We start from the raw sequence: 26,864 nt of genomic DNA, 5'->3' as shown, positions 1-26,864 counted from the left end.
ATGATCTGTCCGGTAATCGACCTGGCCCAACAATTAATTAAACGCCCGTCGCTCAGCCCTAATGATGCGGGTTGCCAGGAGATCATGATTCAGCGCTTAGAAGCTATCGGTTTTACCGTCGAACCGATGAATTTTGGCGATACTCTCAACTTCTGGGCCTGGCGTGGCGAAGGCGAAACACTGGCGTTTGCCGGTCATACCGATGTGGTTCCTACCGGCGATGAAAGCCATTGGAGCAGCCCACCGTTTGAGCCAACTATTCGCGGTGGCATGCTGTATGGCCGTGGCGCTGCCGACATGAAAGGTTCACTGGCGGCGATGGTGGTTGCAGCTGAGCGCTTTGTGGCCGCATATCCTAATCATAAAGGTCGCCTGGCATTTATGATTACCTCAGATGAAGAAGCCAAAGCTATTAATGGCACCGTTAAAGTGGTTAACGCCCTGATGGCACGTCATGAGCGGTTGGATTACTGCCTGGTAGGTGAGCCATCCAGTACCGACCGCGTCGGTGATGTAGTGAAGAATGGTCGTCGAGGCTCTATCACCGCCAACTTGCGCATCCACGGTATCCAAGGGCATGTGGCTTATCCTCATCTGGCTGATAACCCCGTTCACCGAGCAATACCTGCCCTGAATGAACTGGTGGCGACACAATGGGACGAAGGCAATGAGTTCTTCCCCGCCACCAGTATGCAAATCGCTAACTTGCATGCCGGGACTGGCAGTAATAACGTGATTCCCGGTGAGTTCTATGTGCAATTCAACTTCCGCTTTAGCACTGAACTGACTGATAGCATGATTAAGCAGCGGGTTGAGGCATTACTGGAGCGTCATCAACTCGATTACACCCTGGAATGGGTTCTATCTGGTCAGCCATTCCTGACTGCGCGTGGTGCCTTGGTTGATGCTGTGGTTAATGCCGTTGAGCATTACGCCGAGATAACACCGCAACTGTTGACCACCGGTGGTACCTCTGATGGCCGGTTTATAGCCTTAATGGGCGCACAAGTGGTTGAACTGGGGCCAGTTAATGCCACAATCCATAAAGTGAATGAATGTGTTCACGCTGCTGATTTACAACTGCTGAGCCGGATGTATCAGAAAATCATGGAGCAACTTATCGCATGACAGCTAATACATTGACCCCACAGATGGTCACCGGGCGCTCAACGGAACATTTAGTGGTGTTAACCGGTAATCACCGCATGCAGCCCCAGGCTGTTGATGCCTTTCTCGCCATGCAACGGGCAGCTAAAGTGGCCGGTTTTGATTTGCAGCCAGCCAGTACTTTTCGCGATTTTGATCGCCAATTGGCTATCTGGAATGGCAAATTTCGCGGTGAGCGACCAGTATTAGATAAAGACAGTCAACCGATAGACATTTCTCAGCTTGATGCAGCCAGCCGTTGTGAAGCTATCTTGCGCTGGTCTGCCCTACCGGGGGCCAGCCGTCACCACTGGGGCAGTGATTTGGATATTTACGACCCATCACTGTTACCTGTGGAGACAAAATTGCAACTGGAGCCATGGGAATACCAAGAGGGGGGATACTTTTATCCGCTGACTCAATGGCTTGATGCACATATGGCTGAATTCGGTTTTTACCGGCCTTTTAGCACAGACACCGGCGGCGTTGCTGCTGAACCTTGGCACCTGAGTTACCGCCCTCTGGCAACAACTGCGGAACATTTACTGACACCCGCCATCTTGCTGGAAGCCTGGCAATCACAGGATGTGGCGGGTAGTGAGTGGCTTGCTAATCATTTACCCATGATTTTTTCACGATTTATAACGATACCTAATAGATTTCAAGATGCAGTTAACACATAGCAATTTGAAAGATGATAGGTAAAGGAATTTAACCATGCATTGGCTCGCAGATTACTGGTGGGTAGTTCTCATCATACTTGTCGGCATGATCTTAAACGGTATCAAAGAGTTACGCCGCCTTGATCATAAGAAATTTTTGAGTAATAAGCCGGAGATCCCCCCCCACCGCGACAATAACGCGCAGTGGGATGATGACGACGACTGGCCGGATAAAGACAAGAAAAAGTAAATGAGAGGGAGCACAACTCCCTCCTGATTAATTTCCCGCAAGATCGTGGTGCAAATGAGTAATCGCTCGCGCCAACATGGGTTGATTAATCCCATGTCCGGTATTGGCATCCAGATCCAATGTCACCGAACATCCCAACGCCGTTAAGCTATTCGCTGCGGCTTTGGCCTGTTCTACCGAGATAACGCCATCTTGCTCCCCATGGATCAGATGAATAGTGACGTCAGTAATGGGCTGCTGTGGCAAGGTAGCGAAACGCCCGCTGAATCCGATGACCTGCCCGGCCAGCTGCGGCTGCGCTTTCACTCCTTCCAAAGACATAATAGTGCCCTGCGAGAATCCCACTAATGTTGTCTGCGCTGCGCTAAGCCCACTTTGTTGCTGCCAGTGACGCACCGTAGCAATAAATTCAGTCATCACTTCATCAATACGCCCTTGCCTACCCTGCTCGGTTATCCCCTGAACGGAAAACCACTGCCGCCCATTGCCCATACTGCTGGCAAATGGCCCATCAATACTGACCACCCGTGCCGCAGGAAAAGCTTGAGCAAAATGGCTACCGATCGGGGCCATCCCCGCAGCACTGTCGCCAACACCATGAAATAACAAAATTAATTGCTCAGGTTGTGCTGGTTGCTGCACCACAATGTGTTTCTGATTCATCGCGAGACCTTTAGTATCCAAATAATAATAGGATTAACTATAGGCTGCTGCTTTAAAAAGGATATTGGGTTTTATTGAGGGAGTTATTGGAAATAATTGATGTTAACTAAAGAATTGCACACCGGTTTTAGCTCAGCCATCGCTTCGGCAGCCTCTTGACGCCATTTGGTCACCAATGCTTTCCGCCCTGAAAGGCCCAGATGATGAATAATGTCCGCTGTCGTACGCCCCTGCTGTAAATATTGTCGTAATGCAGGAAGAGGGGCTTTTATTTGCAACACTTTCTCTTGCAACAACAGCCGCTGTAACGCAGGCAAACTCGCCTCTAATGGGCGCAAAGCAAAAGCAAACCCGGCAAGCTCGCGCCAGTCATCATCATTTAAGGTGATATCAGGTTGTTCTGGTGGGAGTATCAATACAGGTGTTTCCAGATCAATCCATTGCTGCAACCAATACCAGTCCCGCACTAATTGCTGGCGTGCCGCCTCACAGAGCATTTGCCCGGCGCGACTAAGAGGTAACACAGCCATTGCTGCGTAACAGCCGCTGCTGGCTTCTTTATGACTACCAATCCGCACCAGTTGAAAGCCGCAGGCTCTCCAAAAACACGCTAACTCTGCCGTAAAGCCAAAACTGACCGAAAGAAAATCCAACCCTTCCCGCTGTGCCCGAGCTTGTTCGGCAGCAATCATCTGCCGGGCAATCCCTCGCTGTCGCCATAATGGTGCTACCGCAACTCGACTAATTCGTCTGGATAATAAGATTGGCGCTTGCCATTGCCCGCTATGGGCCGCCAGTGATTGCGCCACCAAACTGCCTTTAGGTCGCCGTTGGCCGGCCCAAACCGCATGGGCTAATGCGCTCTCCAGCCCACCTTCATCCACCAGCCACAAAGCCCCAACCACTGAATCAGCAACCTTTGCGGCTGAAAAATGCATACCGGGCGCATCCATCAAACGCCGCAAATCAAGTGGTGTAGTGCGGTAATGGGCGCTGGAAAGCAAACCATAAAAGTGCCGCAATAACTCGAAGTTATTCAACCAATCAGACTGTTCACAGACAGTAATATCGATGGATGTCGTGGCTGATTCTGTCGGCGACAATTTATCATTTATCCGATCATCATCGAACAGCATAATATCGTCGATAATCTGCTCCAGTGGATCATGGCTGGCCCAGCGAATAGGATCTGTCAGTGTTAAATGATGCCAGTCACTTAAGGTCGCGCAAAACTTCAATAAGAAGCCACGTCCAGTACCTTCATAGCCCTGTACAGTCGTGGTTAATAAAGCCCGAGGAAAGTGAGCCAAAAGCGCCGATAGCAACGCAGTTGGGATAGTGGCGGCCTCATCAATCAATAACCAGTCAATATCACTGACATCATGTTGCTGGCAATAATCCAGCAGCGCATCTGGCGCCCAAAAACGCGCGCGCCCCTCTGCTCGCTGGCTTAATACTTGGGTGGCGGCCTTGCCCGGCCCAGTGACCCAACAATGGCCCGTAGATTGTGCCACCAGCATACCGGCCAGTGTCGACTTACCCCGTCCGCGCGCTGCTGTTAGCACCCAAACACCCTGCCTGGCCTGCATCAAGCGTTGAAGAATTGCCTGCTGTTCTGTGGTGGGGGTGCCGTCTGGCGGCTGCCAGTTTGGGCGAGCATCAAACTGCAGTGCAGGTGGCAACTTGCCCTGCTGCCACAAAAAAACATCGGGAGAGGCGAGAAGTTGGTGTTGCACATGACGGATAAAATTCGGCGTCGAGATAGGAGAACCCTGTTCACTCCAGCGCAGGCTGTCACTGTCGGGTAATAGTGCCCAATCGTCCCATGCAGGCACCAACAACAGTAGCCAACTTCCTGCCCGTAATACCCCTGACAATACCGCCAGCGCTTCTGTATTCAGGCCATCAGTGGCATCAAATACGCCGTGTAACCCCTCCTGCCCCAATAAGGTTTTAGCTGCCATCGGTCGAATACCATTGGCGCCAGGGGGGAAATGATCCCCGACCCACAGCCAATCGCCAGGCAGTTGTTCACTGAGATTTATCGCCTGCTGCCGCGCCCAATCAGCATCGCCACTGAGCATCAGCAAGCGCCGATGCCCCTGCTGTGCCATCAATGCCTGACTGGCGATAATCCCGTTGATCACGCTAGGATTTACCAATAACCAGTGAGAGCAAACCAGCAGCAATCAAAGGCCCAACCGGCACACCACGGAACAAGGCAACCCCCAACACGGTTCCGACTAATAGCCCAGCAACGACCGAGGGTTGGTGTGTCATCAGTGATACGCCTCGCCCACCAAGCCAGGACACTGCGACACCGACCACAATAGCCAGTATCGATTTCCACTGGACAAAGGAGTGCAACACTTCGCTGGCACTGATTTTCCCACTGGCAATCGGTGTCATCACGCCAATAGTCAGAATCAATATACCGATGGTTAAACCGTATTTTTCTATCCAGGGGAAAAACTGATTCAGTGGGGTGATACGCACCGCGATTAGTGTCAGAATCGCGAGTGTGACAGTCATGTTGTGGCTAATAATACCGAGTCCAGCCAGTACTAATAGGATTAATAAAGTTGGATCAAGAGCGGCCATTGTTATTGTGCCTTATCATAATGGTTATTCTGCCTTGCAATAAAATGCCGGCGGCGAATGCACCGGCAAAAAGTACGCTTATGATAGTCTCTGCTTACTTGAGGTTCTAGCGCTATTAGCGGGTGGCGAAGGTGTTGCAGCTATTCGGGTCCCCACTGTCGAACCCTCGTTTAAACCAAGTATAACGTTGAGCCGAGGTGCCATGAGTGAAGCTATCTGGCACTACGCGCCCTTGGCGCTGCTGCTGTAATCTGTCATCACCAATGGCCTGTGCAGCATTCAACGCTTCCTGTAAGTCGCCGACCTCTAATACATTTTGCGCTTCCATAGCTTTACCCCAGACGCCGGCAAAACAGTCCGCCTGCAATTCCATTTTGACCGATAAGCGATTAGCTTCCGCCTCAGAAGCGCCCTGTTGCTGTTGACGCACTTTAGTATCGATACCCAGCAAATGTTGCACATGATGCCCAACTTCATGAGCAATCACATAAGCTTGAGCAAAATCACCCTCTGCACCCAGTTTATTTTTCATATCTTCATAGAAAGATAAATCGATATAAACCGTAGTGTCAGCCGGACAATAAAACGGCCCCATTACCGACTGACCGGTGCCGCAACCGGTACGCGTTGCACCGCGATACATCACCAATTTAGGTTCTTGGTAGCTACGGCCCATTTTTTGAAAAATAGGTTTCCACGTGTCTTCGGTATCGGCCAGCACCACAGAGGTAAATTTAGCGTATTGGTCATCTTTGGCGCTGACTGAACCTTGTGGACGTGGTTGAGTCTGAGTTTGAGACATAGGATCACTGCCGTTTAACAGCGGCGTCAGATCAACACCGTAGTAACCTGCTACCAGCACCACAATCAGGATGACAAGCCCCCCTTTGCCACCAATAGGAGGCCGGAACCCGCCACCACCGCCAGATGAATCACCCCGCCGGTCTTCTACATTGTCACTTTCGCGACGACCTTGCCAACGCATAGCTTTACTCCCAGATATATTTCTTACGTATTATCGTAGAAAATCTGTGAAGCAAATACCATCAAAAGCAAAAATGATTAATACCACGGGGAAAAATAAGGCGAGATGAGGGGGAGACAGAGGCTATCTCCCCTTAAAACGGTTACGTCAGTGAAAACGTAATCGATTGCGTGGTTAGTCTAATTTTACGCCAATACGGTGTGCAACTTCTTCGTACGCTTCAATCAAACCACCCAAGCTCTGACGGTAACGGTCTTTATCCATTTTGTTTAGGGTTTTCTTATCCCACAAGCGGCTGCCATCGGGTGAGAACTCATCGCCCAACACCACTTCACCGTTGAACAGACCGAATTCCAACTTGAAATCCACCAGGATTAAACCTGCGTCATCAAACAGTTTGCTCAGCACGTCATTGGCCAAATAGCTCAGTTCTTTCATCCGTGCTAATTGTGCTTCTGTCGCCCAGCCAAAAGTCTTGCAGTAAGACTCATTGACCATTGGATCATGCATAGCATCGTTTTTCAAAAACAAGTCAAACAGCGGTGGGCTCAGTTCCAGGCCTTCTTCGATACCCAGACGCTTGACCAAAGAACCCGCGGCACGGTTACGGATAACACATTCAACCGGGATCATTTCCAGTTTTTTCACCAGCACTTCGGTATCAGACAGTAAGCTTTCCATCTGAGTAGGAATACCGGCTTCTTCTAATTTAGCCATAATAAAATGGTTAAATTTGTTGTTTACCATGCCCTTACGATCGAACTGCTCAATGCGCTGACCATCCAGTGCTGACGTATCATTACGGAACTCCAATACCAACAGGTCAGGGTTTTCGGTGGTATAGACGGTCTTCGCCTTACCACGATACAACTCAGCTAGCTTTTGCATCTTAATTACTCCAGTAATGTGAAAATATAACTCGCCATAAAATGACTAAACCCTAAATAATTCGAGTTGCAGGAAGGCGGCAAGCGAGAGACAAATCGGTCAGGAACCGATTTGAACAGCATTTATGCTGCCCGCAGGGTGAGCCTCAAGGATGAAGCTCATTAATCCCGATGAGCTTACTATTTCTTAAGATCAAGACCAGTAAGTGATTCGGGTGATTGAACGTAGCCAACGCACATGCAGCTTGAAGTATGACGGGTTTAAAGGGGCCGAAGCCCCTTTGGTTTTATTGAGTACTTATAGCACTAGTCTGGCTAAGCGCTGCCTGGAATACCGCGACCAGCGCATCATTCTGCGACTGAGTCAGCGTTTGCCCTTTAGGCCCGATGAACTGTAAGCTACTGCGGTTATCAAGGTCACCGACTTGCAGCTTATAATCACCGGTTGGTAATTCTGGGTCTTTGGCACCCAAGGCATCCCAACTACTGCTGCTCATCGATTTAACGGTAACGTTAATCGTACCCTGCGGGCGGCTACGATCCGTCACTTTCATGCCCACTTTTTCAAGTGCATTTGGCAGGCGTTCCCACAGTACAGCATACGGCGCACGCACAATCAGTTGCGGTAAGCCAGTATCATCGCTACCACTCTGGACATCAAGAGCACCGGCTGTACGTGCCGCCTGACTGTTTTCGCTATCAGAACGCACCTTATCAAGACCTTCGATAATGGCATTCAGCATGGCACCATTGTAGCGCTGGATCTCGGTATAGCTGGTAACTGGCTTGCCACCTTGTTGCAACTCAAGGGATTTAACCACCAGGGCCAACTGATAACCTTGCTCTTGCACACTTATCTGATAACGCCCTTCAAACTGGACATCTTCATCTGCACGATTCCATTTAATCCAGTCAGTTGTCAGAGTTTGGCTGGCATCCTGGCGGCTGGCGATCGTCCAGTTTTTGTCCTGTAGAACGCGGGTAACTTGCGCCCACAAGCTACGATTTTGCGGGCTATTTTCTAACAATAGCTTGCTGGTATCGTTAGCATTTTCAGCGCGAGAACCGCTTAACAATGCCAGTGGCTGAACGGGAGGACGGATATCCAACTGTTTGCCCACAGCGCCTTGTGTGTTGACAGAGCGGACATCATACTCACCATTTTGCACTGGCAGAATCATCCCTGCCGGTGAATTCAGTGGCTTCAACCCCGGAGCTTCAAGATAAGACTCGTCACCGCCAACCTGGCGTTTGTAGCGTTGGTCAGTGGTACAGCCTGCCAGCAACATCGCCAGCGAAACCCCCACAACCGTTACCACTGTCGACTTTTGCAATGTTATTGCCATCAAATTTCCCTAAGAGTTACAGCAAACCTGCGCTTTTCAGCGCGTCTTCCACAACCCGTTTAGCTGGGTCAGTCAGTGGGGTCATTGGCAGACGCAGAGTGTCATTCGCCATTAATCCCAGCTTCTTTGCGGCCCATTTCACCGGAATTGGGTTTGCTTCTACAAATAAATGCTGATGCAACGGCATCAAGCGCTGATTCAAACGGCGTGCCTCTGCAAAGTTACCCTGTGCAGCCAGCGCGCAAAGTTCAACCATTTGGCGCGCAGCAATGTTTGCTGTCACCGAAATAACACCTTGGCCACCCAACTGCATAAAGTCTAAACCGCTAGCATCGTCACCACTGAGCAGGATGAAATCTTCATCATCAACCAGCACTTGGATCTGACTTACACGACTTAAGTTCCCTGTTGCTTCTTTAACAGCAACAATATTTTTAATCTTGGCTAAACGGGCAATCGTCGGCGGTAACATATCGCAACCGGTACGCGAGGGCACATTATAGAGAATTTGTGGCAAATCGGTACTTTCAGCAATCGCTTTGAAGTGTTGATATAACCCTTCCTGCATTGGGCGGTTATAATATGGCGTCACCGTCAGACACCCCACCACACCGGTATCATTAAATCGCTGCGTGAGCGAAATGGCTTCGGAGGTAGCATTAGCACCGGTTCCGGCAATCACAGGAATCCGGCCATCAGCCAATTCGAGCGTCTGCAAGACAACATCAACATGTTCGTCATGGTTCAACGTCGCAGATTCACCCGTCGTGCCTACGGAGACAATCGCCGCAGTTCCACTGGCTACATGATAATCGATAAGTTTCTTAAGACTCGCACGATCGACATTACCTTTGTCGTCCATCGGCGTTATCAGCGCAACTATGCTTCCTGTAAACATCGGACTTCCCGTAAACATTGCCCACCCCCTCCATAAACAAGTTACTCATGGTACTTTTGACCTCTATCCAAAAGCAAGCAAACAACTGTGTTGTAAGCGCTTGGCAGCAGGTTTTTTTTATGTTTACCATGGTAACCCCAAAGAGCATGACAGGAAGAGCGATTTTGCCGCAGCTTGATGAACATTATCTGGTCATTACCGCACTCGGTGCTGACCGCCCTGGAATCGTGAATACTATCACCCGCCATGTCAGTAGCTGCGGCTGTAATATTGAAGATAGCCGGCTGGCCATGTTTGGTGAAGAGTTCACTTTTATTATGCTGCTTTCCGGCAGTTGGAACGCGATAACCTTACTGGAATCAACCTTGCCGCAAAAAGGCGCAGAGCTTGATTTGCTGATTGTGATGAAACGCACCAATGCACAAAATCAGAAAGCCATGCCTGCCACTGTCTGGGTGAAAGTCGAAGTGAATGACTCCCCTCATATTATTGAACGGTTTACCAATCTGTTCCATTGTCACAATATGAATATCGCAGAGTTAGTTTCCAAAACTCAACCAGCTGAAGGTGAGATTCCTCCTCGGTTACATATTCAGATAAGTGCGCACAGTCCTGCTAGCCAAAACAGTTCGATAATCGAACACGCTTTTTATCAGCTATGTACAGAACTCAATGCACAAGGCAGTATTAGCGTTGTGAACTATCCACAGCATGACTCACGAATGGAGAGTTAGTAATGAGCCCATTGAAAGCCGGTGATATAGCGCCGAAGTTTAGTTTGCCCGACCAAGATGGCGAGCAAATTAGTTTGGCCGACTTCCAGGGACAACGTGTCTTGGTCTATTTCTATCCTAAAGCCATGACGCCTGGCTGTACCGTTCAGGCCTGTGGTCTGCGCGATAATATGGATGAATTGAAAAAAGCAGGGGTCGAAGTGCTGGGTATTAGCACCGATAAACCTGAAAAGCTGTCACGTTTCGCCGAAAAAGAGCTACTGAATTTCACTTTACTGTCTGACGAAAATCATGAAGTTGCAGAGCAATTTGGCGTATGGGGCGAGAAAAGCTTCATGGGAAAAACCTATGACGGTATCCATAGGATCAGTTTCTTGATTGGCACTGATGGTAAGGTGGAGCATGTGTTTGATAATTTCAAAACCACTAACCACCACGAAATCGTTATGGACTATTTGCGCCAAAGTGCTTGAGTCATAGCACTCCGGCCCTGACCGATAAATTGCAAAAAAGAGCGCTCAAACGCTCTTTTTTATTGGCAATAAATTGAATGCTCCCCAAAGCCATTGCTGTTGCAGCAAGGCAGCCAGCGAACTCATCCGATGAGCTGACTCTGGTCAGTGATTCGGGTGAGTGAGTGCAGCTAACACAGGTGCGACATCAAGGGCGCAGGGGGGAGAGTTAATCCGCATCCGGGATAAACTCCTCCGGCCACGCATGGATAACGGCTTTAACCAAGGTTGCCAGCGGGATAGCAAAGAACACGCCCCAAAAGCCCCACATCCCACCAAAAATGATCACTGACAGAATAATCACCAGTGGGTGCAGATTCACCGCCTCAGAGAACAGTACCGGCACCAGCAAGTTACCATCCAAACCTTGTACCACCAAATAAGCGATAAAAAGCGTCCAGAAATCCGCGCCAATCCCCCATTGGAACAGTGCCACCAGCACCACTGGAATGGTAACAATCACCGCACCAATATAGGGAATCAGGACGGAAAAACCGACTAACACCGCCAGTAACAGGGCATAATTCATCCCCATCACGAAGAACACCAGATAAGTAGCAATGCCGACCACCACCATTTCCAACACTTTTCCACGAATATAGTTGGTGATCTGTTGGTTCATTTCCAACCAAACCTGACCTGCCAAACCACGATTACGCGGTAAAATACGGCGCACCGCATTTAGCATCTGCTCTTTATCTTTGAGCAGGAAAAACAGCATCAGCGGCACCAGAATCAAATAGATCGCCAATGTCAGTAAGCCGATTAATGAAGCCAGCGAGATTTTCACCACTGACTCCCCCATACCAGAGAGCTTGCTACGCAGGTTTTCTGCCATCATATCGACAATACCAGCGTCCACTAATGCGGGATAACGCGCAGGTAATGTCTGAGCAAACGCATTGAATTTATTAAGCATCTTCGGCATATCTGAGATCAGATGATTACCTTGTTGCCAAACTGTCGGGGCAACAACAAACACCGCCAGCAGCGCAATACCACCGAAGACTACCAACACAATACTGGCCGCCCACGGGCGTGAACAGCCAATACGCTGTAACCGAGCCGTTGGCCACTCCAAGAGATAGGCCAGAACAATAGCCGCCAATAACGGGGCCAAAATACCACTGAAGAAGTAGAGAATGCAGAATCCAGCCAACAGAATAACCAGTAAAGCGATAACCTGCGGGTCGGTAAAACGACGGCGATACCATTGTAACAACATCTCTAGCATCCGAAATTGCTCCTTAAATACTATGAGGAATCCGCAAGTAAGCGAATCCCTTAAACAGCCCCATGATGCAGAGGCATAACCCGAAGGTCCGGTTTACACGCCAATCGTTTCTTTATCGCCGTTGCCCTAGCCGCCATTCCTTTATATAACTATTTCTTTATATCTATAGGCTGACTAAGATAGCTGCGAGTCTCAGTTAAGGATGATGAGCTTAGCCTTTGACTTATTTAATACTATTTTTGTGATCTAACTCGCTTTCGTGATGATTGTACTGGAGAGCAGTGCAAGGAAGAAGAACTCTTGCACATCTCGGAGTCTAATTGTCATTACATCAGTAGGGGCAATCTCGTTTATGACATATCAGTTAAATAAAACAGGCCGGATAAGTAAGACGGTGATCGTCACACTGCTCAGCAGTTTACTGCTCACTGGCCCCATATCTGTCAATGCTGAGACACAGACACAAGATCTGCTACCCGATATCGGCACCTCAGCTGGGGCGACATTGAGTATCGATCAGGAAAAAGCCATGGGGGACTTTTATGTCCGCCAAATGCGTGCCAGTGCCCCACTGATTTATGACCCATTATTGACACAATACATCAATACGCTGGGTAATCGCTTAGTCGCAAATGCTTACTCAGTGCGCACACCATTCCATTTCTATTTGGTGAATAACGATCAAATTAACGCCTTTGCTTTCTTTGGTGGCAATGTGGTGCTCCACTCAGCCCTGTTCCGCTATACAGAAAATGAAAGCGAACTGGCCTCCGTATTAGCTCATGAAATATCTCACGTCACTCAACGCCACCTGGCGCGAGCGATGGAAGAACAGCAGCGTATGGCACCACTGACATGGGTTGGTGTGCTAGGGTCTATTCTGCTGACAATGGCGAGCCCACAAGCGGGTATGGCGGGTTTGAGTGGCACATTAGCAGGTGCTCAGCAGGGCATCATCAGCTTTACGCAGGGCAATGAGCAAGAAGCCGACCGAATTGGCATTCAAGTGCTACAGCGGTCAGGATTTGATCCACAAGCCATGCCCAATTTCTTACAAAAACTGGCCGATCAGTCGCGATATGCATCTAAACCACCGGAAATGCTACTGACCCACCCATTACCCGATAGCCGTCTATCTGATGCACGCAACCGTGCTAATCAGATGAAACCGCACCCGATTGCCTCGTCGCAAGATTACTTATTCGCCAAAGTTCGTATTCTGGGTATGTATGGCTCAACCGAAAACAACCTGACACCCGATCTACTTGAGACGTTGAGCAAAGGCACGACACGCGAACAAATGGCCGCCAAATATGGCCAAGCCATTTTGTGGTATCAAGCCAAAAAGTACGATGAAGCCCGTAATGAGTTACAGCCGCTGTTAACCCAACAACCGAACAATGTTTGGTTCCTCGATTTAATGACAGATATCGATTTGGGGCAAAACAAAGCGGCCAGCGCCATTAGCCGCCTACAAACCGCAACCGCTAAACAAAATAATGACCCGGTGTTACAGCTCAATCTGGCCAATGCCTATGTTCAAGGCAGCCAACCGGCGGCGGCTATCAAAATATTGCGTAACTACACATTCCGCTATCCGAATGACCCTAACGGTTGGGATTTACTGGCGCAAGCCGCAGCAGCACTTGGCCTGCGCGATCAGGAACTGGCTGCGCGCGCGGAAAGCCTGGCATTGAGTGGCAAATTAACTCAAGCCATCGGCTTACTGAGTGATGCCAGTGCGCGGGTGAAACTAGGGAGTTTGGAACAGGCGCGCTATGATGCGCGAATTGACCAATTGCGCCAATTGAATGAACGCTTCCGTAAATACCAGAAGTCCTAAGGAAAGTTACTATGAAAAACGTCACGATTTATCACAATCCGCGTTGCTCCAAAAGCCGGGAAACACTCGCGTTAGTTGAGCAACAGGGCATCAAACCGCAGGTGATATTGTATCTGGATACCCCACCTTCGGTGGCAACGTTAAAAGAATTACTACAACAGTTGGGGTTCAGTGACGCCCGGCAATTGATGCGCACCAAAGAGGAGTTGTATAAGGAGCTGAATCTGGCTGATAACGCGCTGACGCAAGAACAATTGCTGCAAGCCATGAGTGATAATCCTAAGCTTATCGAGCGCCCTATCGTGGTTTATCACGGCAAAGCGCGCATTGGCCGCCCACCAGAGCAGGTACTGGAGATTTTGTAGTCATTGCCTGAATGAATTCATGCCCTGTGTCATAAGAACGCGGGGTATTAAAGGCTGAGGATCTCTTTCACAAAGGGGATAGTCAGTTTGCGCTGCGCAGTAATGGAGGCTCGATCAAGTTGATCTAACGTCATAAATAAGGTGCGCATTTCTCGATCGAGGCGTTTTAACAAAAAACGGCCCACATCTTCCGGTAATTCAAAACCGCGTAATTTGGCGCGTAATTGCAAAGCCTGCAATTTTTCATCATCTGATAAGGGCTGCAATTTATAGATCTGCCCCCAATCAAGCCGAGAAGCCAAATCAGGCAAACCAAGATTTAACTGTCTTGGTGGGCGATCACCGGTTATCAATAAACGAGTACGGCCGGTTTCCACGATGCGATTATAGAGATTAAACATCGCCATCTCCCACTGTTCGTCGCCTGCAATACACTCAATATTATCAATACAAACCAGGGCCAGTTGCTCCATGCCATCCAATACTTCCGGCACAAAATATGCGCGTTTATCCAGCGGGACATATCCCACCGCCTCACCTTTTTGTGATAACTCGGCGCAAGCTGCATGCAGCAGATGACTACGGCCACCGCCTTCGCGCGACCAAAAATAGATATAACTGCCATGAGACTGATGAACTGCAGACTGGATCGCCGCTAATAGGGACGGGTTCTCCCCCGGATAAAAACTGGCAAAAGTTTCATCATCGGGAAGATAGAGTGGCAGTGAAAGCTGTGCCGGCGTATTCAGAAGCACCTCAACCAACAAAACGGGCGGGAAAACGTGGCAAGTTTACCACAAAAAATGACAACAGCATAAAAACCTGTCCTTAGGTAAAAAACTGGCCGAACTGACAAATACAGTTCGACCAGATCGCACTTTTACTTAAGCGCAGGCTCGTCTTCTCCCGCCTCGATAATTTCTTCTTCGGTGCGAATTAAGCTAATTACTTTGAACAACAGGCTCAGGCCGATACCCACGACTGTCGCCAGTGCCATGCCTTTCAGCTCCGTGGCACCAATATTCACTTTCGCACCGCTCACCCCAATTATCAGGATGACAGAGGTTAAGATCAGGTTTTGTGCTTTGTTATAGTCGACTTTTGACTCGATCAATACGCGAATACCTGATGCGGCAATAACTCCGTACAGCAGCAGTGAGACGCCCCCCATAACCGGCACTGGCACTGCCTGAATCGCAGCGGCCAATTTACCGACACAAGAGAGCATAATTGCCAGAATCGCTGCACCACCGATAACCCAAGTACTGTAAACACGGGTGATCGCCATAACGCCGATATTTTCACCGTAAGTGGTATTCGGTGTCGAACCGAAGAAACCTGAAATAACCGTCGAAATACCATTAGCAAACATCGAACGATGCAGGCCAGGGTCACGAATCAAATCTTTTTTCACAATATTTGCTGTGACCACCAAATGCCCAATATGCTCGGCAATCACCACCAATGCCGCGGGCAAGATAGTCAGAATGGCAAACCACTCAAAACGTGGAGTATAAAATGTCGGCAAGGCAAACCAGTGAGCATCACGAATAGGAGTCAAATCAACCACCCCCATAACGAATGACAAGGCATAACCGACCAGCACCCCAATCAGAATAGGGATAATGGCAAAGAAACCACGGAATAACACTGACCCTAGAATGGTCACACCTAAGGTCACCATTGAAATAATGATGGTGGTAGAATCGACTGTCACCCCTTCGGCAGGCAACAGCCCCGCCATCCCCGCAGCTACGCCAGCCAATTCAAGGCCGATAACCGCAACAATCGCTCCCATTGCTGCAGGTGGAAATAGGACATTCAACCAACCGGTACCGGCTTTTTTTACAATCAATGCCACCAGACAGAACAACACACCGCACATGATAAAACCGCCCAAGGCGACTTCGTAACCCAATGGCAGTAATAGCAATACTGGCGAAATAAAGGCAAAACTAGAACCGAGATAAGCAGGAATTTTTCCCTTACAAATGAATAAGTAAAGCAAGGTTCCGATACCGTTAAACAGCAGCACCGTCGCCGGGTTAATTTTAAACAGAATAGGAACTAAAACAGTGGCACCAAACATTGCGAATAAATGTTGGAAACTCAGGGGGATCGTCTGGAGCAGCGGTGGGCGCTCGCTGACGCCAATGGTGCGACGGCTCATTTTCTCTATCCTCTAATGAAAGTTATATGGTGTTGTGTTGAATGCTGAAAATTATTCAAAAAAAAGCCGACTATCGAGTCGGCTATCTAAAGGTTATTCCAGTATGCGGTAATGAGCGCAGGCAGTTTGGACACGGACAGCGCACAGAAACCAGAGCGTACACGTAGTACGTGAGGATTTCGAGCACTGCCCTGGTTCAAAATGGCAAGCGAATAGCATAATGGGGTGACCTTTTATTTGGTTCCGAAAATCTTATCACCGGCATCACCCAATCCAGGGATAATGTAGCCGTGTTCATTCAGGCCTTGATCGATAGAAGCCGTGTACAGCTCGACATCTGGGTGAGCGGCTTCCAGCGCTTTGATACCTTCAGGAGCGGCAACCAATACCAATACCTTAATACTCTTACAACCCGCGTTCTTGAGCAAGTCAATGGTTGCAATCATCGAACCACCGGTTGCCAGCATCGGATCAACCACCAGCGCCATGCGCTCATCGATATTTGACACCAGCTTTTGGAAGTAAGGCACCGGCTTTAAAGTCGCTTCATCACGATAGACACCCACCACACTGATGCGCGCACTAGGCACATTTTCCAATACCCCTTCCATCATGCCCAAACCAGCACGCAGAATAGGGACTACGGTAATTTTCTTACCCTTAATCTGTTCAATCTCAACCGGCCCGTTCCAACCCTCGATGGTGACTTTTTCAGTTTCCAGATCGGCGGTCGCTACGTAAGTCAGCAAACTTCCCACTTCAGACGCTAACTCGCGAAAACGCTTCGTACTGATATCATTCTCACGCATCAAACCAAGTTTATGTTTTACTAGCGGGTGTTTCACCTCAACGATCTTCATTATTTTTCTCCTGGTTAGGCGACTGGCGGCCAAAAAAATCGCGAGATTATACCGCCTTTTTTTTTGAACGCCACAATCAATAGCCTGATTCAGATCAATAGAAAATCATTATTAAGTCAAGAAGGCTAAAAATCGGAGTGATATCACAAGCCACTCGCAAACGTTTGCCTCCGCTGTTAGAATTGTCGCGTTTTCTTTAAACCGCCAACCGCCGTGGGGACCTCGCAGTGACCAACAAAACCTCTCTCAGCTATAAAGACGCAGGTGTAGATATTGATGCCGGCAATGACCTTGTTGATCGCATAAAAGGTGTGGTTAAACAGACTCGTCGCCCAGAAGTGATGGGGGGATTGGGTGGCTTCGGTGCCCTGTGCGCTTTGCCACAAAAATACCGTGAACCTATTCTGGTTTCAGGCACCGACGGCGTCGGCACCAAGCTGCGTCTGGCGATGGACCTGAAACGTCACGATACCATCGGTATCGATTTAGTCGCTATGTGTGTTAACGACCTGGTGGTTCAAGGCGCAGAGCCACTGTTCTTCCTTGACTACTTTGCCACCGGTAAACTGGATGTGGATACTGCCGCCAGTGTGATTACCGGGATTGCCGAAGGGTGTAAGCAATCAGGTTGTGCGCTGGTCGGGGGTGAAACCGCCGAAATGCCAGGGATGTATCACGGCGAAGATTATGACGTTGCCGGTTTCTGTGTTGGCGTAGTCGAAAAATCAGAAATTATTGATGGCAGCAAAGTTGCGCCAGGTGATGCGCTGGTGGCGTTAGGGGCCAGCGGCCCGCACTCTAACGGCTACTCTTTGGTGCGTAAAATTCTGGAAGTCAGCCAAACCAATCCAGAACAGACCCAATTGGAAGGTAAATCTCTGGCTGACCATCTACTGGAACCGACCAAAATCTACGTAAAATCAATTCTAAGCTTAATTGAACAACTTGATGTCCATGCGATTGCTCACCTTACCGGTGGTGGCTTCTGGGAGAATATCCCGCGCGTATTGCCGCAAGGGACTCAGGCAGTGATTGATGAAGCTAGCTGGCAGTGGCCAGCGGTGTTTAGCTGGTTACAGCAAGCCGGTAATGTCAGCCGCCACGAAATGTACCGTACCTTTAACTGCGGCGTCGGTATGGTTGTTGCGCTCCCCGCTGAACTGGCAGACAAAGCGGTTGAGTTGCTGACCGCATCCGGTGAAAAAGCCTGGAAAATCGGTGTTATCGCTGCGGCGACTGATGGTGCAGAGCAAGTCATTATCAATCCGTAATATTGATAATTCTCCCTGCAACTTCAAGTACGAAGGGTATTATGAAAAAGATAGTGGTATTGGTCTCCGGCCAAGGCAGTAATTTACAGGCACTGATAGACGCCCAACAACAAGGGCGTATTTCAGGCGAGATTAGTGCTGTTTTCAGTAATAATCCTGATGCTTATGGGCTAGAGCGAGCTGAATTGGCGGGTATTGCGCATCATGCTCTGGATGCCAAGGCTTATGCCGATCGCGCCAGTTTTGATTTAGCATTAGCGCAAGCTATTGATCAGTATCAGCCTGACTTACTGGTACTGGCGGGCTATATGCGTATTCTCAGCCCGGAATTTGTTCAGCATTATGCTGGGCGGATGTTGAATATTCATCCCTCTCTGCTGCCGAAATACCCCGGCTTGCATACCCATCGTCAAGCATTGGAAAACGGCGACCAGGAACACGGCACCTCAGTGCACTTTGTCACAGAAGAACTGGATGGCGGCCCGGTCATCCTGCAAGCTAACGTCCCGATTTTTAGTGATGATAGCGAAGCGGATATCATGTTGAGAGTACAAACTCAAGAGCATAGCATTTACCCGTTAGTGGTCGGCTGGTTTACTGATGGCCGTCTGGCAATGCGTGATAATGCCGCCTGGCTGGATGATAAACGCTTACCCACACAAGGTTATGCGGCTGAGTGAATAAGTTAGTCAATATTAATTAAAGGCGCTGCCATTTTAAGGTGAGCGCCTTTTTTAATTCCCTTGTGCTTACCCCTTACACTAATAGTATAATTTTGAAGGCAGCAGCCGCTGTCGTCATATGAGGAATAAGCATGTCTACCACTAGCAGCGTCCGGTTACGCCCTCTGGAACGGGATGATCTGCCGTTTGTCCATCAGTTAGATAATAATGCCAGTGTTATGCGTTATTGGTTTGAAGAACCTTATGAGGCTTTCGTCGAGCTGTCTGATCTGTATGATAAACATATCCATGATCAGAGCGAGCGCCGCTTTATTATTGAAAGCCAGGGCACCAAAGTCGGTCTGGTTGAGTTAGTTGAAATTAACCACATTCACCGCCGCGCTGAATTTCAGATTATTATCGACCCAGCCCATCAAGGCAAAGGTTATGCCGGTGCAGCGGCAAGATTAGCAATGGAATACGGCTTTTCCGTCCTAAACTTGTATAAGCTATATTTGATTGTCGATAAAGAAAATGAGAAAGCTATTCATATCTACAGTAAATTAGGCTTTGAATTAGAAGGCGAGTTAAAACAAGAGTTCTTTATCAATGGTGAATACCGCACTGCAATACGTATGTGTATTTTCCAGCCGCAATATTTGGCGAAATATAAGACACCATCGATAAAGAGTGCTTAGCCGATAATGAGATCATTGACGCTGTAGCAATCCAAACTGCTTCAGCGTCAATTTCACCCAAATGCCATCAACCATAGCGCCCAGTAATATAATCTTCTGTACGCCGCTGATGTGGTGAAGTAAATAACGCATCAGTAGCGTTATATTCCACCAACCCTCCTTGATGGATAAACGCGGTGTAATCTGAAACCCTGGCCGCCTGCTGCATATTATGGGTCACTAAGACTACGGTATACTGCTGTTTTAATTCGGTAATTAACTCTTCAATGGTTAATGTCGAAATAGGGTCTAACGCCGAGGTCGGCTCATCGAGCAATAACACTTCCGGCTCAATGGCAATAGCCCGGGCTATCACTAAGCGCTGCTGTTGACCACTGGAGAGGCGAAAAGCATTTTCGCGCAATCGGTCTTTAACTTCATGCCACAAGGCAGCAGCGCGTAATGAGCGCTCGACGGCATCATCCAATACTCGCCTATCACGGATCCCCTGCAAACGTAGACCATAAACCACATTCTCATAAATAGATTTTGGGAAAGGATTCGGCCGCTGGAAGACCATGCCGACCCGCCGACGCAGTGCAGCCACATCGGTGGTCTTATCGGTAATCACTTGGTTACCCAGCCGAATCTGCCCCTCAAGACGGCAGTTATCCAGCAAATCATTCATGCGATTAAAACAGCGCAACAAGGTTGATTTACCGCAACCGGAGGGGCCAATTAACGCAGTAACACGGTGGCTGGGGATATCAAAGGAAATATCATGCAGCACCTGTTTTTCGCCATAAAATAAATTGAGCTTTTCGACCGCTAATGCAGTTTGCTCGTGAGTCAATTGCTGCACATCTAACAGCGGCAGCGAATCCGGCATCAAAAGTCCCATATCTCATCCTGCGGATTAAAAAGTTCAGTCACAGCATTAAACCACGGTATTTTTCGCGCAGATGATGGCGAATTCCAATAGCCGCTAAATTAAGGCCTACCACAATAATCACCAGCAGTAGCGCGGTGGCAAAGACTAATGGCCGGGCAGCTTCTACATTAGGGCTTTGGAATGCCATATCGTATATTTGGAAGCTTAAATGCATAAATTTACGTTCCAGATGCAGGAATGGGAAAACGCCGTCCACTGGCAATAGTGGCGCTGATTTCACCACCCCCACCAACATCAAGGGAGCCGTTTCCCCCGCGGCTCGCGCTACCGCCAAAATCAACCCGGTTATCATCGCCGGGGCAGCCATCGGCAACACAATATGCCACAGTGTCTCGGCTTTACTCGCCCCTAGCGCCAATGATCCCTGTCGCAAGCTGGCCGGAATACGCGATAATCCTTCCTCTGTGGCAACAATCACTACCGGCAATGTCAATAAAGCCAGCGTTAATGCCGCCCATAGCACCCCTGGTGTCCCAAATGTCGGGTTAGGTAACGCTTCGGGATAAAATAGTTTATCCAGTGAACCACCGATAAAATAGACAAAGAAACCGAGGCCAAATACCCCATAAACAATGGAAGGTACACCAGCTAAATTCACCACGGAAATACGAATCATCCGAGTCAGCCAGTTTTTGCCTGCATATTCATGTAAATAAACCGCTGCAATCACCCCCAATGGCATGACAACAATAGACATCAGGATCACCATCAACACGGTGCCAAAAATAGCCGGGAAAACCCCACCTTCAGTATTGGCGTTACGCGGGTTATCGGTCAGAAACTTATGTGTTTGCACCGCGAAATGGCGTAGTTTCTGCCCAAGACTCATCTCATTGGGGTACCAGGCACGATTGATTTGACTCAGTGGCAGTGGATGAACTTGCCCATTCATATCGCGCAATAGCAGAGTGTAACGGCTTTGATCGCTTTGCAAGCCGCGTAATTTTTCCATCATCGCCTGATGGCTACGCTGGAGTTCACCCCACTCGGCTTCAATGCGGTCTTGCGCTTTGCCATCAAAGTCACCGCTAATTTGCAGGCGTTTTTTCTGTAGCCGCAATGCCTCGAACTGTTGATTCAGCATATTCATCTGGCGGAACTGAATGTCTTTGGACTGCCTGACCAGCGACTGTATGACCGGAATACGTTTTTGCAGTTCCTGAGCTAAATTATCGCCTACCACCGGCTGGCCGTTATCCAGCATTCCAGCAAGAAATCCATATGCCGTACCATTAATGTGGCGATCTAACACCAATAAATCTTTGGGCTGGCTGCGCTGTTGAATATCGGTGTCCAGCAAGCGATGAAAATCTTGCCCTTGTATCTCACGATTACCCGTCTTAATCAGATAACGGGTCACAGTTTCACCCGCTTCAGGCGGTAACATAATGCCTGCCTGCTCTAATTGTTCGCGTGGGATAGACTGCTGCTGATAAATTTCACCAATTACCCGGACAGGGCCAGCGGCGGTTTGTTTGAGTTCAAAAACGTAAACCGGGCTGGGCCAAAAATAACGCAACCCCTGCCCCGCCAACAATAAAACCACACCCAGTAAGGCCAGTAAGCTGACACTCACCGCCCCGGCCGTCAGCCAGATCCACGGCGAGCCGGAAGCAAACCATTTTTTAGTGAAGCCAGTCATCAGACAATCTGCTCCATTTGATAGCGTTCACGTAACCGCAAGCGAATGGACTCAGCGAGTGTATTGACTAAAAACGTGAAACAAAACAGCACCAATGCCGTCAAGAACAGTACCCGATAATGGCCACTGCCCATCACCGCCTCCGGCATTTCAATGGCAATATTAGCGGCCATCGCCCGTAACCCCTGGAAAATGCTGCCATCGATAATCGGTGTATTGCCGGTCGCCATCAGTACAATCATGGTTTCCCCTACTGCACGGCCAAAACCAATCATTAATGCGGAAAAAATACCGGCATAAGCTGAAGGCAGCACCACACGAATCAGGGTTTGCCATGAGGTTGCTCCCAGCGCCAGAGAGCCCTGACTCAGTGATGGCGGCACGCTAAATAGTGCATCTTCGGCCAGCGAGAAAATGACCGGGATCAGGGCAAAGCCCATGGCAACCCCCACCACTAAGGCATTGCGCTGGTCATAATTATCGCCCAACCATTCATGCAGCGGTACTCCCAGTACACCTATCGCCAGTTTTGGCCCGCACCAGAGTGCCAGCCAGCCAGTCAATAAAATGACCGGCAGCAAAATAATGACATCCCAGCCCGCGGGTAACTGGCGTTGCGTTTTTGCTGCCAATCGAGCGTTCCCCCAGCCACACAATAAAATCGTCAATGCCAGCAAGGGGGGCAACAATAAAACACCGGTCAAATACTGTTCGATAATCGGAGCCAGCCAAATACCGGCAATCAAACCGATCACTACCGTAGGAAAGGCACCCATCATCTCAATCGTTGGTTTAACTATTCGCCTTAGGCCCGCCGACATAAAATAAGCAGTATAAATAGCACCAGCCAATGCCAGAGGCACAGCGAATAACATGGCATAGCCCGCTGCTTTTAAGGTGCCGAAGATTATGGGGATTAGACTGAATTTAGCTTGATAGCTCTCTTGTGCCGAACTTGATTGCCAAACATAGGCCGGTTCGGGGTAATTCTCATACCACACCCTATGCCATAGGCTACGCCAATGGATGTCAGGGTAGCGATTGTCTAATTGATAGGCAGACCAACCGGCAGCATCCTCGACCAGCAGTTTATCGCCCCAAGGGGAGAATGCGGCATGAGTGATTCCCGCCACCAGTTTATGTTGTAACAGCGGTGCTGACTGGATACTGGAGAACAGTGATAGATCACCTTGAGGAGATAGTGAAGCAAACACCCGCCGCGTGTTTTCAGTAGTTAGTAAGCCCTTACCTGCAGGCGTAAAGCTGCGAATTCGCGTCAAATGATATTGGTTGTCTGGCCCTTTAGGTACATCAAACCATTGCGTGACAGCACCGTCCGGCGATTGAACCAGCAGTGACTTTCCCCCTGCTAATAAAGAAAGGTGCAATGGCCCTTCCGACGGGTGTTTGTCATCTTGCAATGAAACCACTTCTCGTAATGTCAGTTCAGCGCCAAATTGGTAGATATATACCTGATGGCCGGATAATAGATAGAGCAGGTGCCCGTCGGGTGCTAATAACAGTTGCTCAACGGCCTTGGGGACATTCGTCAGTTCAGTGACCTGCTGCCCTTGAGCAGTAAACATCCCAGCCATCAGACGACCATCGGCGGTAGTCGCAGCAACAGAAAAATGTTGCGGTTGGGGTTCAGCCAACACCAAATGACTCAGGTTTTGGCCTGTCAAATCCAGAAAACGCGGTTTCTCACCCAGCGGATATTGCCAGCTGGGCGGTGTCGCTGAAAAATCGGGTTGCAGCAGAATAAAACGACCTTTGTTCAGGCCAATGCCATACAAAGATTGCGCCCCCGCAGCACGACTGATTGATAGCGGTGGGGGCGATAGCGGGTGCTCACTGATAAGGCTTCCAGCGGGCGATTCACCCTGCTTATCCAGCCGAATGAAATAGCCTCTCCCCTTATCATCAATGCGATATCCTACCAGCCCTGCGGCATCAGCCCCCATAGCAAGCGTCGGCGCACTACGATTCACGGCAAATTGATGATGCAAATTAATGGATGCGGGCTTAAATAGAGGCAGAACAGCGTACAATAAATAGACGAAAATAAGCATTAAGGTCAGCAAAACCAACAGGCCACTGCCCGTCACTAACATACGCACCAGACGTTCAATGACAGCCCGGCGCTTATCTCTCCCTGATAGTGTTACTACGCCCGCTTGCTGCATAATCTTTGCTTGCCCCATGCCCTTACGCTATATATCGCCTATGTTATCAAGCCAGCGCCTATCTATGAATAGATATACCGCCAGATGACCGAGCATCTTATGTCAGTTTTGTGGCGTTTGCATGACAATGTAGGCGTTTTTAACCAACAACGTTAACTCGTGATATCTGTTGGACTTTCTTGTCAATCTTTCGCAATAATGATTGAGGACACTAAATACTCCCACAATAATCTTACTGGAGTTGCAATGGGTCAGGAAAAGCTCTACACCGAAAAAGAACTCAGTTGGTTATCTTTTAATGAACGGGTATTGCAGGAAGCGGCGGATAAGAGCAATCCACTTATCGAGCGGATGCGATTTCTTGGCATTTACTCCAATAATCTCGACGAATTTTATAAAGTCCGTTTCGCCGATCTGAAACGGCGCATTTTAATTAGCGAGGAGCAAGGCTCTGCCGTTACCTCTCGCCATTTGCTGAAAAAAATCCAAAGCAAAGTGGTGAAAGCTGATCAAGAATTTGACGGGCTTTATAATGATCTATTGCTGGAAATGGCGCGTAATCAGATCTTCCTGATTAATGAGCGGCAAATTTCCGAAAATCAGCAAATCTGGTTAAAGCAATACTTCAAACAGCATCTGCGCCAGCACATCACGCCGATTCTGATTAACCACGACACTAATTTGGTGCAATTCTTAAAAGATGATTACACCTATCTAGCAGTGGAAATTATCCGTGGCCAGGAAATAGCCTACGCGCTGCTAGAAATACCGTCAGACAAAGTGCCACGCTTCGTTAATTTACCACCGGAAGCCCCTCGTCGTCGCAAACCAATGATATTACTTGATAATATTCTTAGATATTGTCTCGATGAGATTTTTAAAGGCTTCTTTGATTACGACGCGCTGAATGCCTACTCCATGAAAATGACCCGCGATGCGGAATATGATTTGGTCACTGAAATGGAATCCAGCCTGCTGGAATTGATGTCGTCGAGCCTAAAACAGCGCCTAACCGCAGAGCCAGTACGCTTTGTTTATCAACGCGATATGCCTGATGAAATGGTGGAATTACTGCGCAATAAACTGGGTATCTCTAACGACGATTCCGTCATTGCCGGTGGCCGTTACCATAATTTTAAAGACTTTATCAGCTTCCCTAATGTGGGGAAAAGCAATCTGGTTAATAAACCCTTACCACGTCTGCGCCATATTTGGTTTGATAAATTCCGCAATGGTTTTGATGCCATTCGCGAACAGGATGTGCTGCTATATTATCCTTATCACACTTTCGAACACGTGTTGGAATTACTGCGTCAGGCATCATTCGACCCCAGTGTTTTGGCCATTAAAATCAATATTTATCGCGTTGCCAAAGATTCGCGCATTATAGAATCAATGATCCATGCCGCTCATAATGGTAAAAAAGTGACGGTGGTGGTGGAATTACAGGCGCGTTTCGATGAAGAAGCCAATATCCATTGGGCCAAAAGTCTGACTGCGGCTGGTGTGCACGTTATTTTCTCCGCGCCGGGGCTGAAAATTCATGCCAAATTATTCCTAATCTCTCGGCTCGAAGGCGAGGAGATCGTGCGTTATGCTCATATTGGTACCGGTAACTTTAACGAGAAAACAGCCCGTATTTATACCGACTATTCTTTGCTGACGGCTGATGCACGTATTACCAATGAAGTACGACGGGTCTTTAACTTTATTGAAAACCCTTACCGTCCGGTCAAGTTCGATAATCTGATGGTGTCACCACAGAACTCACGCTTGATGCTGTATCAATTGATTGATCAGGAAATTATTCATGCTCAGGCGGGCGAAAGCGCCGGTATTACCCTGAAGATAAATAATTTAGTGGATAAAGGCCTGGTAGATAGGTTATATAGCGCCTCCAGTGCGGGCGTGAAGATCCGGCTATTAGTGCGAGGGATGTGTTCGTTAATCCCTAATATGCCGGGGATCAGCGATAATATTCAGGTCACCAGTATCGTTGATCGCTTCTTAGAGCATGACCGAGTGTACGTTTTTGAGAATAAAGGCGACAAACTAGTCTATCTCTCTTCCGCCGACTGGATGACCCGTAACATTGATTATCGTATTGAGGTGGCAGTCTCATTACTAGACCCGAGGTTAAAGCAGCGGGTGCTGGATATTTTAGAGCTGCTATTCAACGACACGGTGAAAGCCCGTTATATTGATAAAGAACTGAGTAATCGTTATGTACCGCGTGGAAATAGGCGCAAAGTACGTGCACAGATTGCCATCTATGATTATTTAAAAGCGCTGGAACAACCAGACGCATCGAGCTAAAA

The 26,864-nt window shown here is 48.7% G+C and carries 25 protein-coding genes; 11 read left to right on the top strand and 14 right to left on the bottom strand.

Going from position 1 to position 26,864, the window contains the following annotated elements; translation table 11 throughout:
* Genes dapE through ACF3VQ_RS05965 form a run of 3 tightly spaced genes read left to right on the top strand, consistent with a single transcriptional unit; the run spans position 1 to position 2,058 of the window.
* Positions 1-1,128 carry a succinyl-diaminopimelate desuccinylase gene (gene dapE, locus ACF3VQ_RS05975; RefSeq protein WP_392433799.1) on the top strand — a complete coding sequence of 376 codons (1,128 nt, stop codon included), beginning with the start codon at positions 1-3 and terminating at the stop codon, positions 1,126-1,128.
* The gene (locus ACF3VQ_RS05970; protein ID WP_392433798.1) at positions 1,125-1,829 is read left to right on the top strand and encodes a M15 family metallopeptidase; all 705 of its coding nucleotides are present in this window, start codon (positions 1,125-1,127) and stop codon (positions 1,827-1,829) included. Before dapE ends, ACF3VQ_RS05970 begins: the two co-directional genes overlap by 4 nt.
* A gap of 34 nt (positions 1,830-1,863) precedes the next feature.
* A complete protein-coding gene (locus ACF3VQ_RS05965; protein ID WP_005172354.1) occupies positions 1,864-2,058 on the top strand; it encodes a YpfN family protein in 195 nt (64 codons plus the stop codon).
* A gap of 27 nt (positions 2,059-2,085) precedes the next feature.
* Here the strand turns inward: ACF3VQ_RS05965 and ypfH are convergent, their stop codons facing one another.
* From ypfH to dapA, 7 genes are all read right to left on the bottom strand, one after another.
* The gene (ypfH, locus tag ACF3VQ_RS05960; protein ID WP_392433797.1) at positions 2,086-2,721 is read right to left on the bottom strand and encodes an esterase; all 636 of its coding nucleotides are present in this window, start codon (positions 2,719-2,721) and stop codon (positions 2,086-2,088) included.
* 83 nt (positions 2,722-2,804) lie between these two features.
* Positions 2,805-4,868 carry a tRNA(Met) cytidine acetyltransferase TmcA gene (locus tag ACF3VQ_RS05955; RefSeq protein WP_392433796.1) on the bottom strand — a complete coding sequence of 688 codons (2,064 nt, stop codon included), beginning with the start codon at positions 4,866-4,868 and terminating at the stop codon, positions 2,805-2,807.
* A 1-nt stretch (position 4,869) separates the two neighbouring features.
* Entirely contained in the window at positions 4,870-5,322 is a 453-nt protein-coding gene (locus ACF3VQ_RS05950) for a DUF441 domain-containing protein (protein WP_005172363.1), read from the bottom strand.
* A 115-nt stretch (positions 5,323-5,437) separates the two neighbouring features.
* The gene (locus ACF3VQ_RS05945; RefSeq protein WP_392433795.1) at positions 5,438-6,307 is read right to left on the bottom strand and encodes a neutral zinc metallopeptidase; all 870 of its coding nucleotides are present in this window, start codon (positions 6,305-6,307) and stop codon (positions 5,438-5,440) included.
* Positions 6,308-6,481: 174 nt separating this feature from the next.
* Positions 6,482-7,195, bottom strand: coding sequence for a phosphoribosylaminoimidazolesuccinocarboxamide synthase (gene purC, locus ACF3VQ_RS05940; RefSeq protein ID WP_392433794.1), 714 nt, complete (start codon positions 7,193-7,195; stop codon positions 6,482-6,484).
* Positions 7,196-7,481: 286 nt separating this feature from the next.
* Positions 7,482-8,540, bottom strand: a complete 1,059-nt coding sequence (bamC, locus tag ACF3VQ_RS05935) for an outer membrane protein assembly factor BamC (RefSeq protein WP_392433793.1) — start codon at positions 8,538-8,540, stop codon at positions 7,482-7,484.
* A gap of 16 nt (positions 8,541-8,556) precedes the next feature.
* Entirely contained in the window at positions 8,557-9,438 is an 882-nt protein-coding gene (gene dapA / locus ACF3VQ_RS05930; protein ID WP_392433792.1) for a 4-hydroxy-tetrahydrodipicolinate synthase, read from the bottom strand.
* A 164-nt stretch (positions 9,439-9,602) separates the two neighbouring features.
* Here dapA and ACF3VQ_RS05925 point away from each other — a divergent pair, with 164 nt between their 5' ends.
* Together ACF3VQ_RS05925 and bcp are read left to right on the top strand one after the other, a co-directional pair.
* Complete coding sequence (locus ACF3VQ_RS05925) at positions 9,603-10,172, top strand: glycine cleavage system transcriptional repressor (RefSeq protein ID WP_392435464.1); 570 nt, start codon at positions 9,603-9,605, stop codon at positions 10,170-10,172.
* 2 nt (positions 10,173-10,174) lie between these two features.
* Positions 10,175-10,645, top strand: coding sequence for a thioredoxin-dependent thiol peroxidase (gene bcp / locus ACF3VQ_RS05920; RefSeq protein ID WP_005172369.1), 471 nt, complete (start codon positions 10,175-10,177; stop codon positions 10,643-10,645).
* 208 nt (positions 10,646-10,853) lie between these two features.
* Here bcp and ACF3VQ_RS05915 read toward each other — a convergent pair whose 3' ends face one another.
* On the bottom strand, positions 10,854-11,918 hold the full coding sequence (locus tag ACF3VQ_RS05915) for an AI-2E family transporter (RefSeq protein ID WP_392433791.1): 1,065 nt from the start codon (positions 11,916-11,918) through the stop codon (positions 10,854-10,856).
* 352 nt (positions 11,919-12,270) lie between these two features.
* Here ACF3VQ_RS05915 and ACF3VQ_RS05910 point away from each other — a divergent pair, with 352 nt between their 5' ends.
* Together ACF3VQ_RS05910 and arsC are read left to right on the top strand one after the other, a co-directional pair.
* Positions 12,271-13,761, top strand: coding sequence for a M48 family metalloprotease (locus ACF3VQ_RS05910; protein WP_392433790.1), 1,491 nt, complete (start codon positions 12,271-12,273; stop codon positions 13,759-13,761).
* An 11-nt stretch (positions 13,762-13,772) separates the two neighbouring features.
* Positions 13,773-14,126 (top strand): arsenate reductase (glutaredoxin), encoded by a 354-nt coding sequence (arsC, locus tag ACF3VQ_RS05905; protein ID WP_392433789.1) that lies wholly within the window; start codon positions 13,773-13,775, stop codon positions 14,124-14,126.
* Positions 14,127-14,173: 47 nt separating this feature from the next.
* Here arsC and hda read toward each other — a convergent pair whose 3' ends face one another.
* The 3 genes from hda to upp form a co-directional block, all read right to left on the bottom strand.
* Entirely contained in the window at positions 14,174-14,881 is a 708-nt protein-coding gene (gene hda, locus ACF3VQ_RS05900) for a DnaA inactivator Hda (protein WP_005172380.1), read from the bottom strand.
* A 125-nt stretch (positions 14,882-15,006) separates the two neighbouring features.
* Entirely contained in the window at positions 15,007-16,296 is a 1,290-nt protein-coding gene (uraA, locus tag ACF3VQ_RS05895) for a uracil permease (RefSeq protein ID WP_392433788.1), read from the bottom strand.
* 233 nt (positions 16,297-16,529) lie between these two features.
* A complete protein-coding gene (gene upp, locus ACF3VQ_RS05890; protein ID WP_392433787.1) occupies positions 16,530-17,156 on the bottom strand; it encodes a uracil phosphoribosyltransferase in 627 nt (208 codons plus the stop codon).
* Between the two features lie 227 nt (positions 17,157-17,383).
* Here upp and purM point away from each other — a divergent pair, with 227 nt between their 5' ends.
* The 3 genes from purM to speG all read left to right on the top strand — a co-directional run bounded on the left by purM (position 17,384) and on the right by speG (position 19,787).
* Complete coding sequence (gene purM / locus ACF3VQ_RS05885; protein ID WP_392433786.1) at positions 17,384-18,427, top strand: phosphoribosylformylglycinamidine cyclo-ligase; 1,044 nt, start codon at positions 17,384-17,386, stop codon at positions 18,425-18,427.
* A gap of 41 nt (positions 18,428-18,468) precedes the next feature.
* Positions 18,469-19,107, top strand: coding sequence for a phosphoribosylglycinamide formyltransferase (gene purN, locus ACF3VQ_RS05880; RefSeq protein WP_392433785.1), 639 nt, complete (start codon positions 18,469-18,471; stop codon positions 19,105-19,107).
* Positions 19,108-19,241: 134 nt separating this feature from the next.
* Positions 19,242-19,787 carry a spermidine N1-acetyltransferase gene (gene speG, locus ACF3VQ_RS05875; RefSeq protein WP_392433784.1) on the top strand — a complete coding sequence of 182 codons (546 nt, stop codon included), beginning with the start codon at positions 19,242-19,244 and terminating at the stop codon, positions 19,785-19,787.
* Positions 19,788-19,854: 67 nt separating this feature from the next.
* On the opposite strand, the gene pstB is transcribed toward speG, so the two are convergent.
* Genes pstB through ACF3VQ_RS05860 form a run of 3 tightly spaced genes read right to left on the bottom strand, consistent with a single transcriptional unit; the run spans position 19,855 to position 24,546 of the window.
* A complete protein-coding gene (gene pstB, locus ACF3VQ_RS05870; protein ID WP_392433783.1) occupies positions 19,855-20,667 on the bottom strand; it encodes a phosphate ABC transporter ATP-binding protein PstB in 813 nt (270 codons plus the stop codon).
* 28 nt (positions 20,668-20,695) lie between these two features.
* On the bottom strand, positions 20,696-22,360 hold the full coding sequence (gene pstA, locus ACF3VQ_RS05865) for a phosphate ABC transporter permease PstA (protein ID WP_392433782.1): 1,665 nt from the start codon (positions 22,358-22,360) through the stop codon (positions 20,696-20,698).
* Complete coding sequence (locus ACF3VQ_RS05860; RefSeq protein WP_392435463.1) at positions 22,360-24,546, bottom strand: ABC transporter permease subunit; 2,187 nt, start codon at positions 24,544-24,546, stop codon at positions 22,360-22,362. Before ACF3VQ_RS05860 ends, pstA begins: the two co-directional genes overlap by 1 nt.
* A 246-nt stretch (positions 24,547-24,792) precedes the next feature.
* Here ACF3VQ_RS05860 and ppk1 point away from each other — a divergent pair, with 246 nt between their 5' ends.
* Positions 24,793-26,862, top strand: a complete 2,070-nt coding sequence (gene ppk1 / locus ACF3VQ_RS05855) for a polyphosphate kinase 1 (RefSeq protein WP_392433781.1) — start codon at positions 24,793-24,795, stop codon at positions 26,860-26,862.
* Positions 26,863-26,864 lie beyond the last annotated feature (2 nt).

It is taken from the genome of Yersinia fenwicki, from assembly GCF_043099325.1.
In the GTDB taxonomy this organism is placed as follows: domain Bacteria; phylum Pseudomonadota; class Gammaproteobacteria; order Enterobacterales; family Enterobacteriaceae; genus Yersinia.
Note: the sequence above shows the minus strand (reverse complement) of the source record. Positions and strands in the feature narration are given on the sequence as shown.

Coding starts and splice junctions, on each gene's coding strand:
- dapE (WP_392433799.1), top strand. CDS start 1: ATGATCTGTCCGGTAATCGACCTGGCCCAACAATTAATTAAACGCCCG.
- ACF3VQ_RS05970 (WP_392433798.1), top strand. CDS start 1,125: ATGACAGCTAATACATTGACCCCACAGATGGTCACCGGGCGCTCAACG.
- ACF3VQ_RS05965 (WP_005172354.1), top strand. CDS start 1,864: ATGCATTGGCTCGCAGATTACTGGTGGGTAGTTCTCATCATACTTGTC.
- ypfH (WP_392433797.1), bottom strand. CDS start 2,721: ATGAATCAGAAACACATTGTGGTGCAGCAACCAGCACAACCTGAGCAA.
- ACF3VQ_RS05950 (WP_005172363.1), bottom strand. CDS start 5,322: ATGGCCGCTCTTGATCCAACTTTATTAATCCTATTAGTACTGGCTGGA.
- ACF3VQ_RS05945 (WP_392433795.1), bottom strand. CDS start 6,307: ATGCGTTGGCAAGGTCGTCGCGAAAGTGACAATGTAGAAGACCGGCGG.
- purC (WP_392433794.1), bottom strand. CDS start 7,195: ATGCAAAAGCTAGCTGAGTTGTATCGTGGTAAGGCGAAGACCGTCTAT.
- bamC (WP_392433793.1), bottom strand. CDS start 8,540: ATGGCAATAACATTGCAAAAGTCGACAGTGGTAACGGTTGTGGGGGTT.
- dapA (WP_392433792.1), bottom strand. CDS start 9,438: ATGTTTACAGGAAGCATAGTTGCGCTGATAACGCCGATGGACGACAAA.
- bcp (WP_005172369.1), top strand. CDS start 10,175: ATGAGCCCATTGAAAGCCGGTGATATAGCGCCGAAGTTTAGTTTGCCC.
- ACF3VQ_RS05915 (WP_392433791.1), bottom strand. CDS start 11,918: ATGCTAGAGATGTTGTTACAATGGTATCGCCGTCGTTTTACCGACCCG.
- ACF3VQ_RS05910 (WP_392433790.1), top strand. CDS start 12,271: ATGACATATCAGTTAAATAAAACAGGCCGGATAAGTAAGACGGTGATC.
- arsC (WP_392433789.1), top strand. CDS start 13,773: ATGAAAAACGTCACGATTTATCACAATCCGCGTTGCTCCAAAAGCCGG.
- uraA (WP_392433788.1), bottom strand. CDS start 16,296: ATGAGCCGTCGCACCATTGGCGTCAGCGAGCGCCCACCGCTGCTCCAG.
- upp (WP_392433787.1), bottom strand. CDS start 17,156: ATGAAGATCGTTGAGGTGAAACACCCGCTAGTAAAACATAAACTTGGT.
- purN (WP_392433785.1), top strand. CDS start 18,469: ATGAAAAAGATAGTGGTATTGGTCTCCGGCCAAGGCAGTAATTTACAG.
- speG (WP_392433784.1), top strand. CDS start 19,242: ATGTCTACCACTAGCAGCGTCCGGTTACGCCCTCTGGAACGGGATGAT.
- pstB (WP_392433783.1), bottom strand. CDS start 20,667: ATGGGACTTTTGATGCCGGATTCGCTGCCGCTGTTAGATGTGCAGCAA.
- pstA (WP_392433782.1), bottom strand. CDS start 22,360: ATGACTGGCTTCACTAAAAAATGGTTTGCTTCCGGCTCGCCGTGGATC.
- ACF3VQ_RS05860 (WP_392435463.1), bottom strand. CDS start 24,546: ATGCAGCAAGCGGGCGTAGTAACACTATCAGGGAGAGATAAGCGCCGG.
- ppk1 (WP_392433781.1), top strand. CDS start 24,793: ATGGGTCAGGAAAAGCTCTACACCGAAAAAGAACTCAGTTGGTTATCT.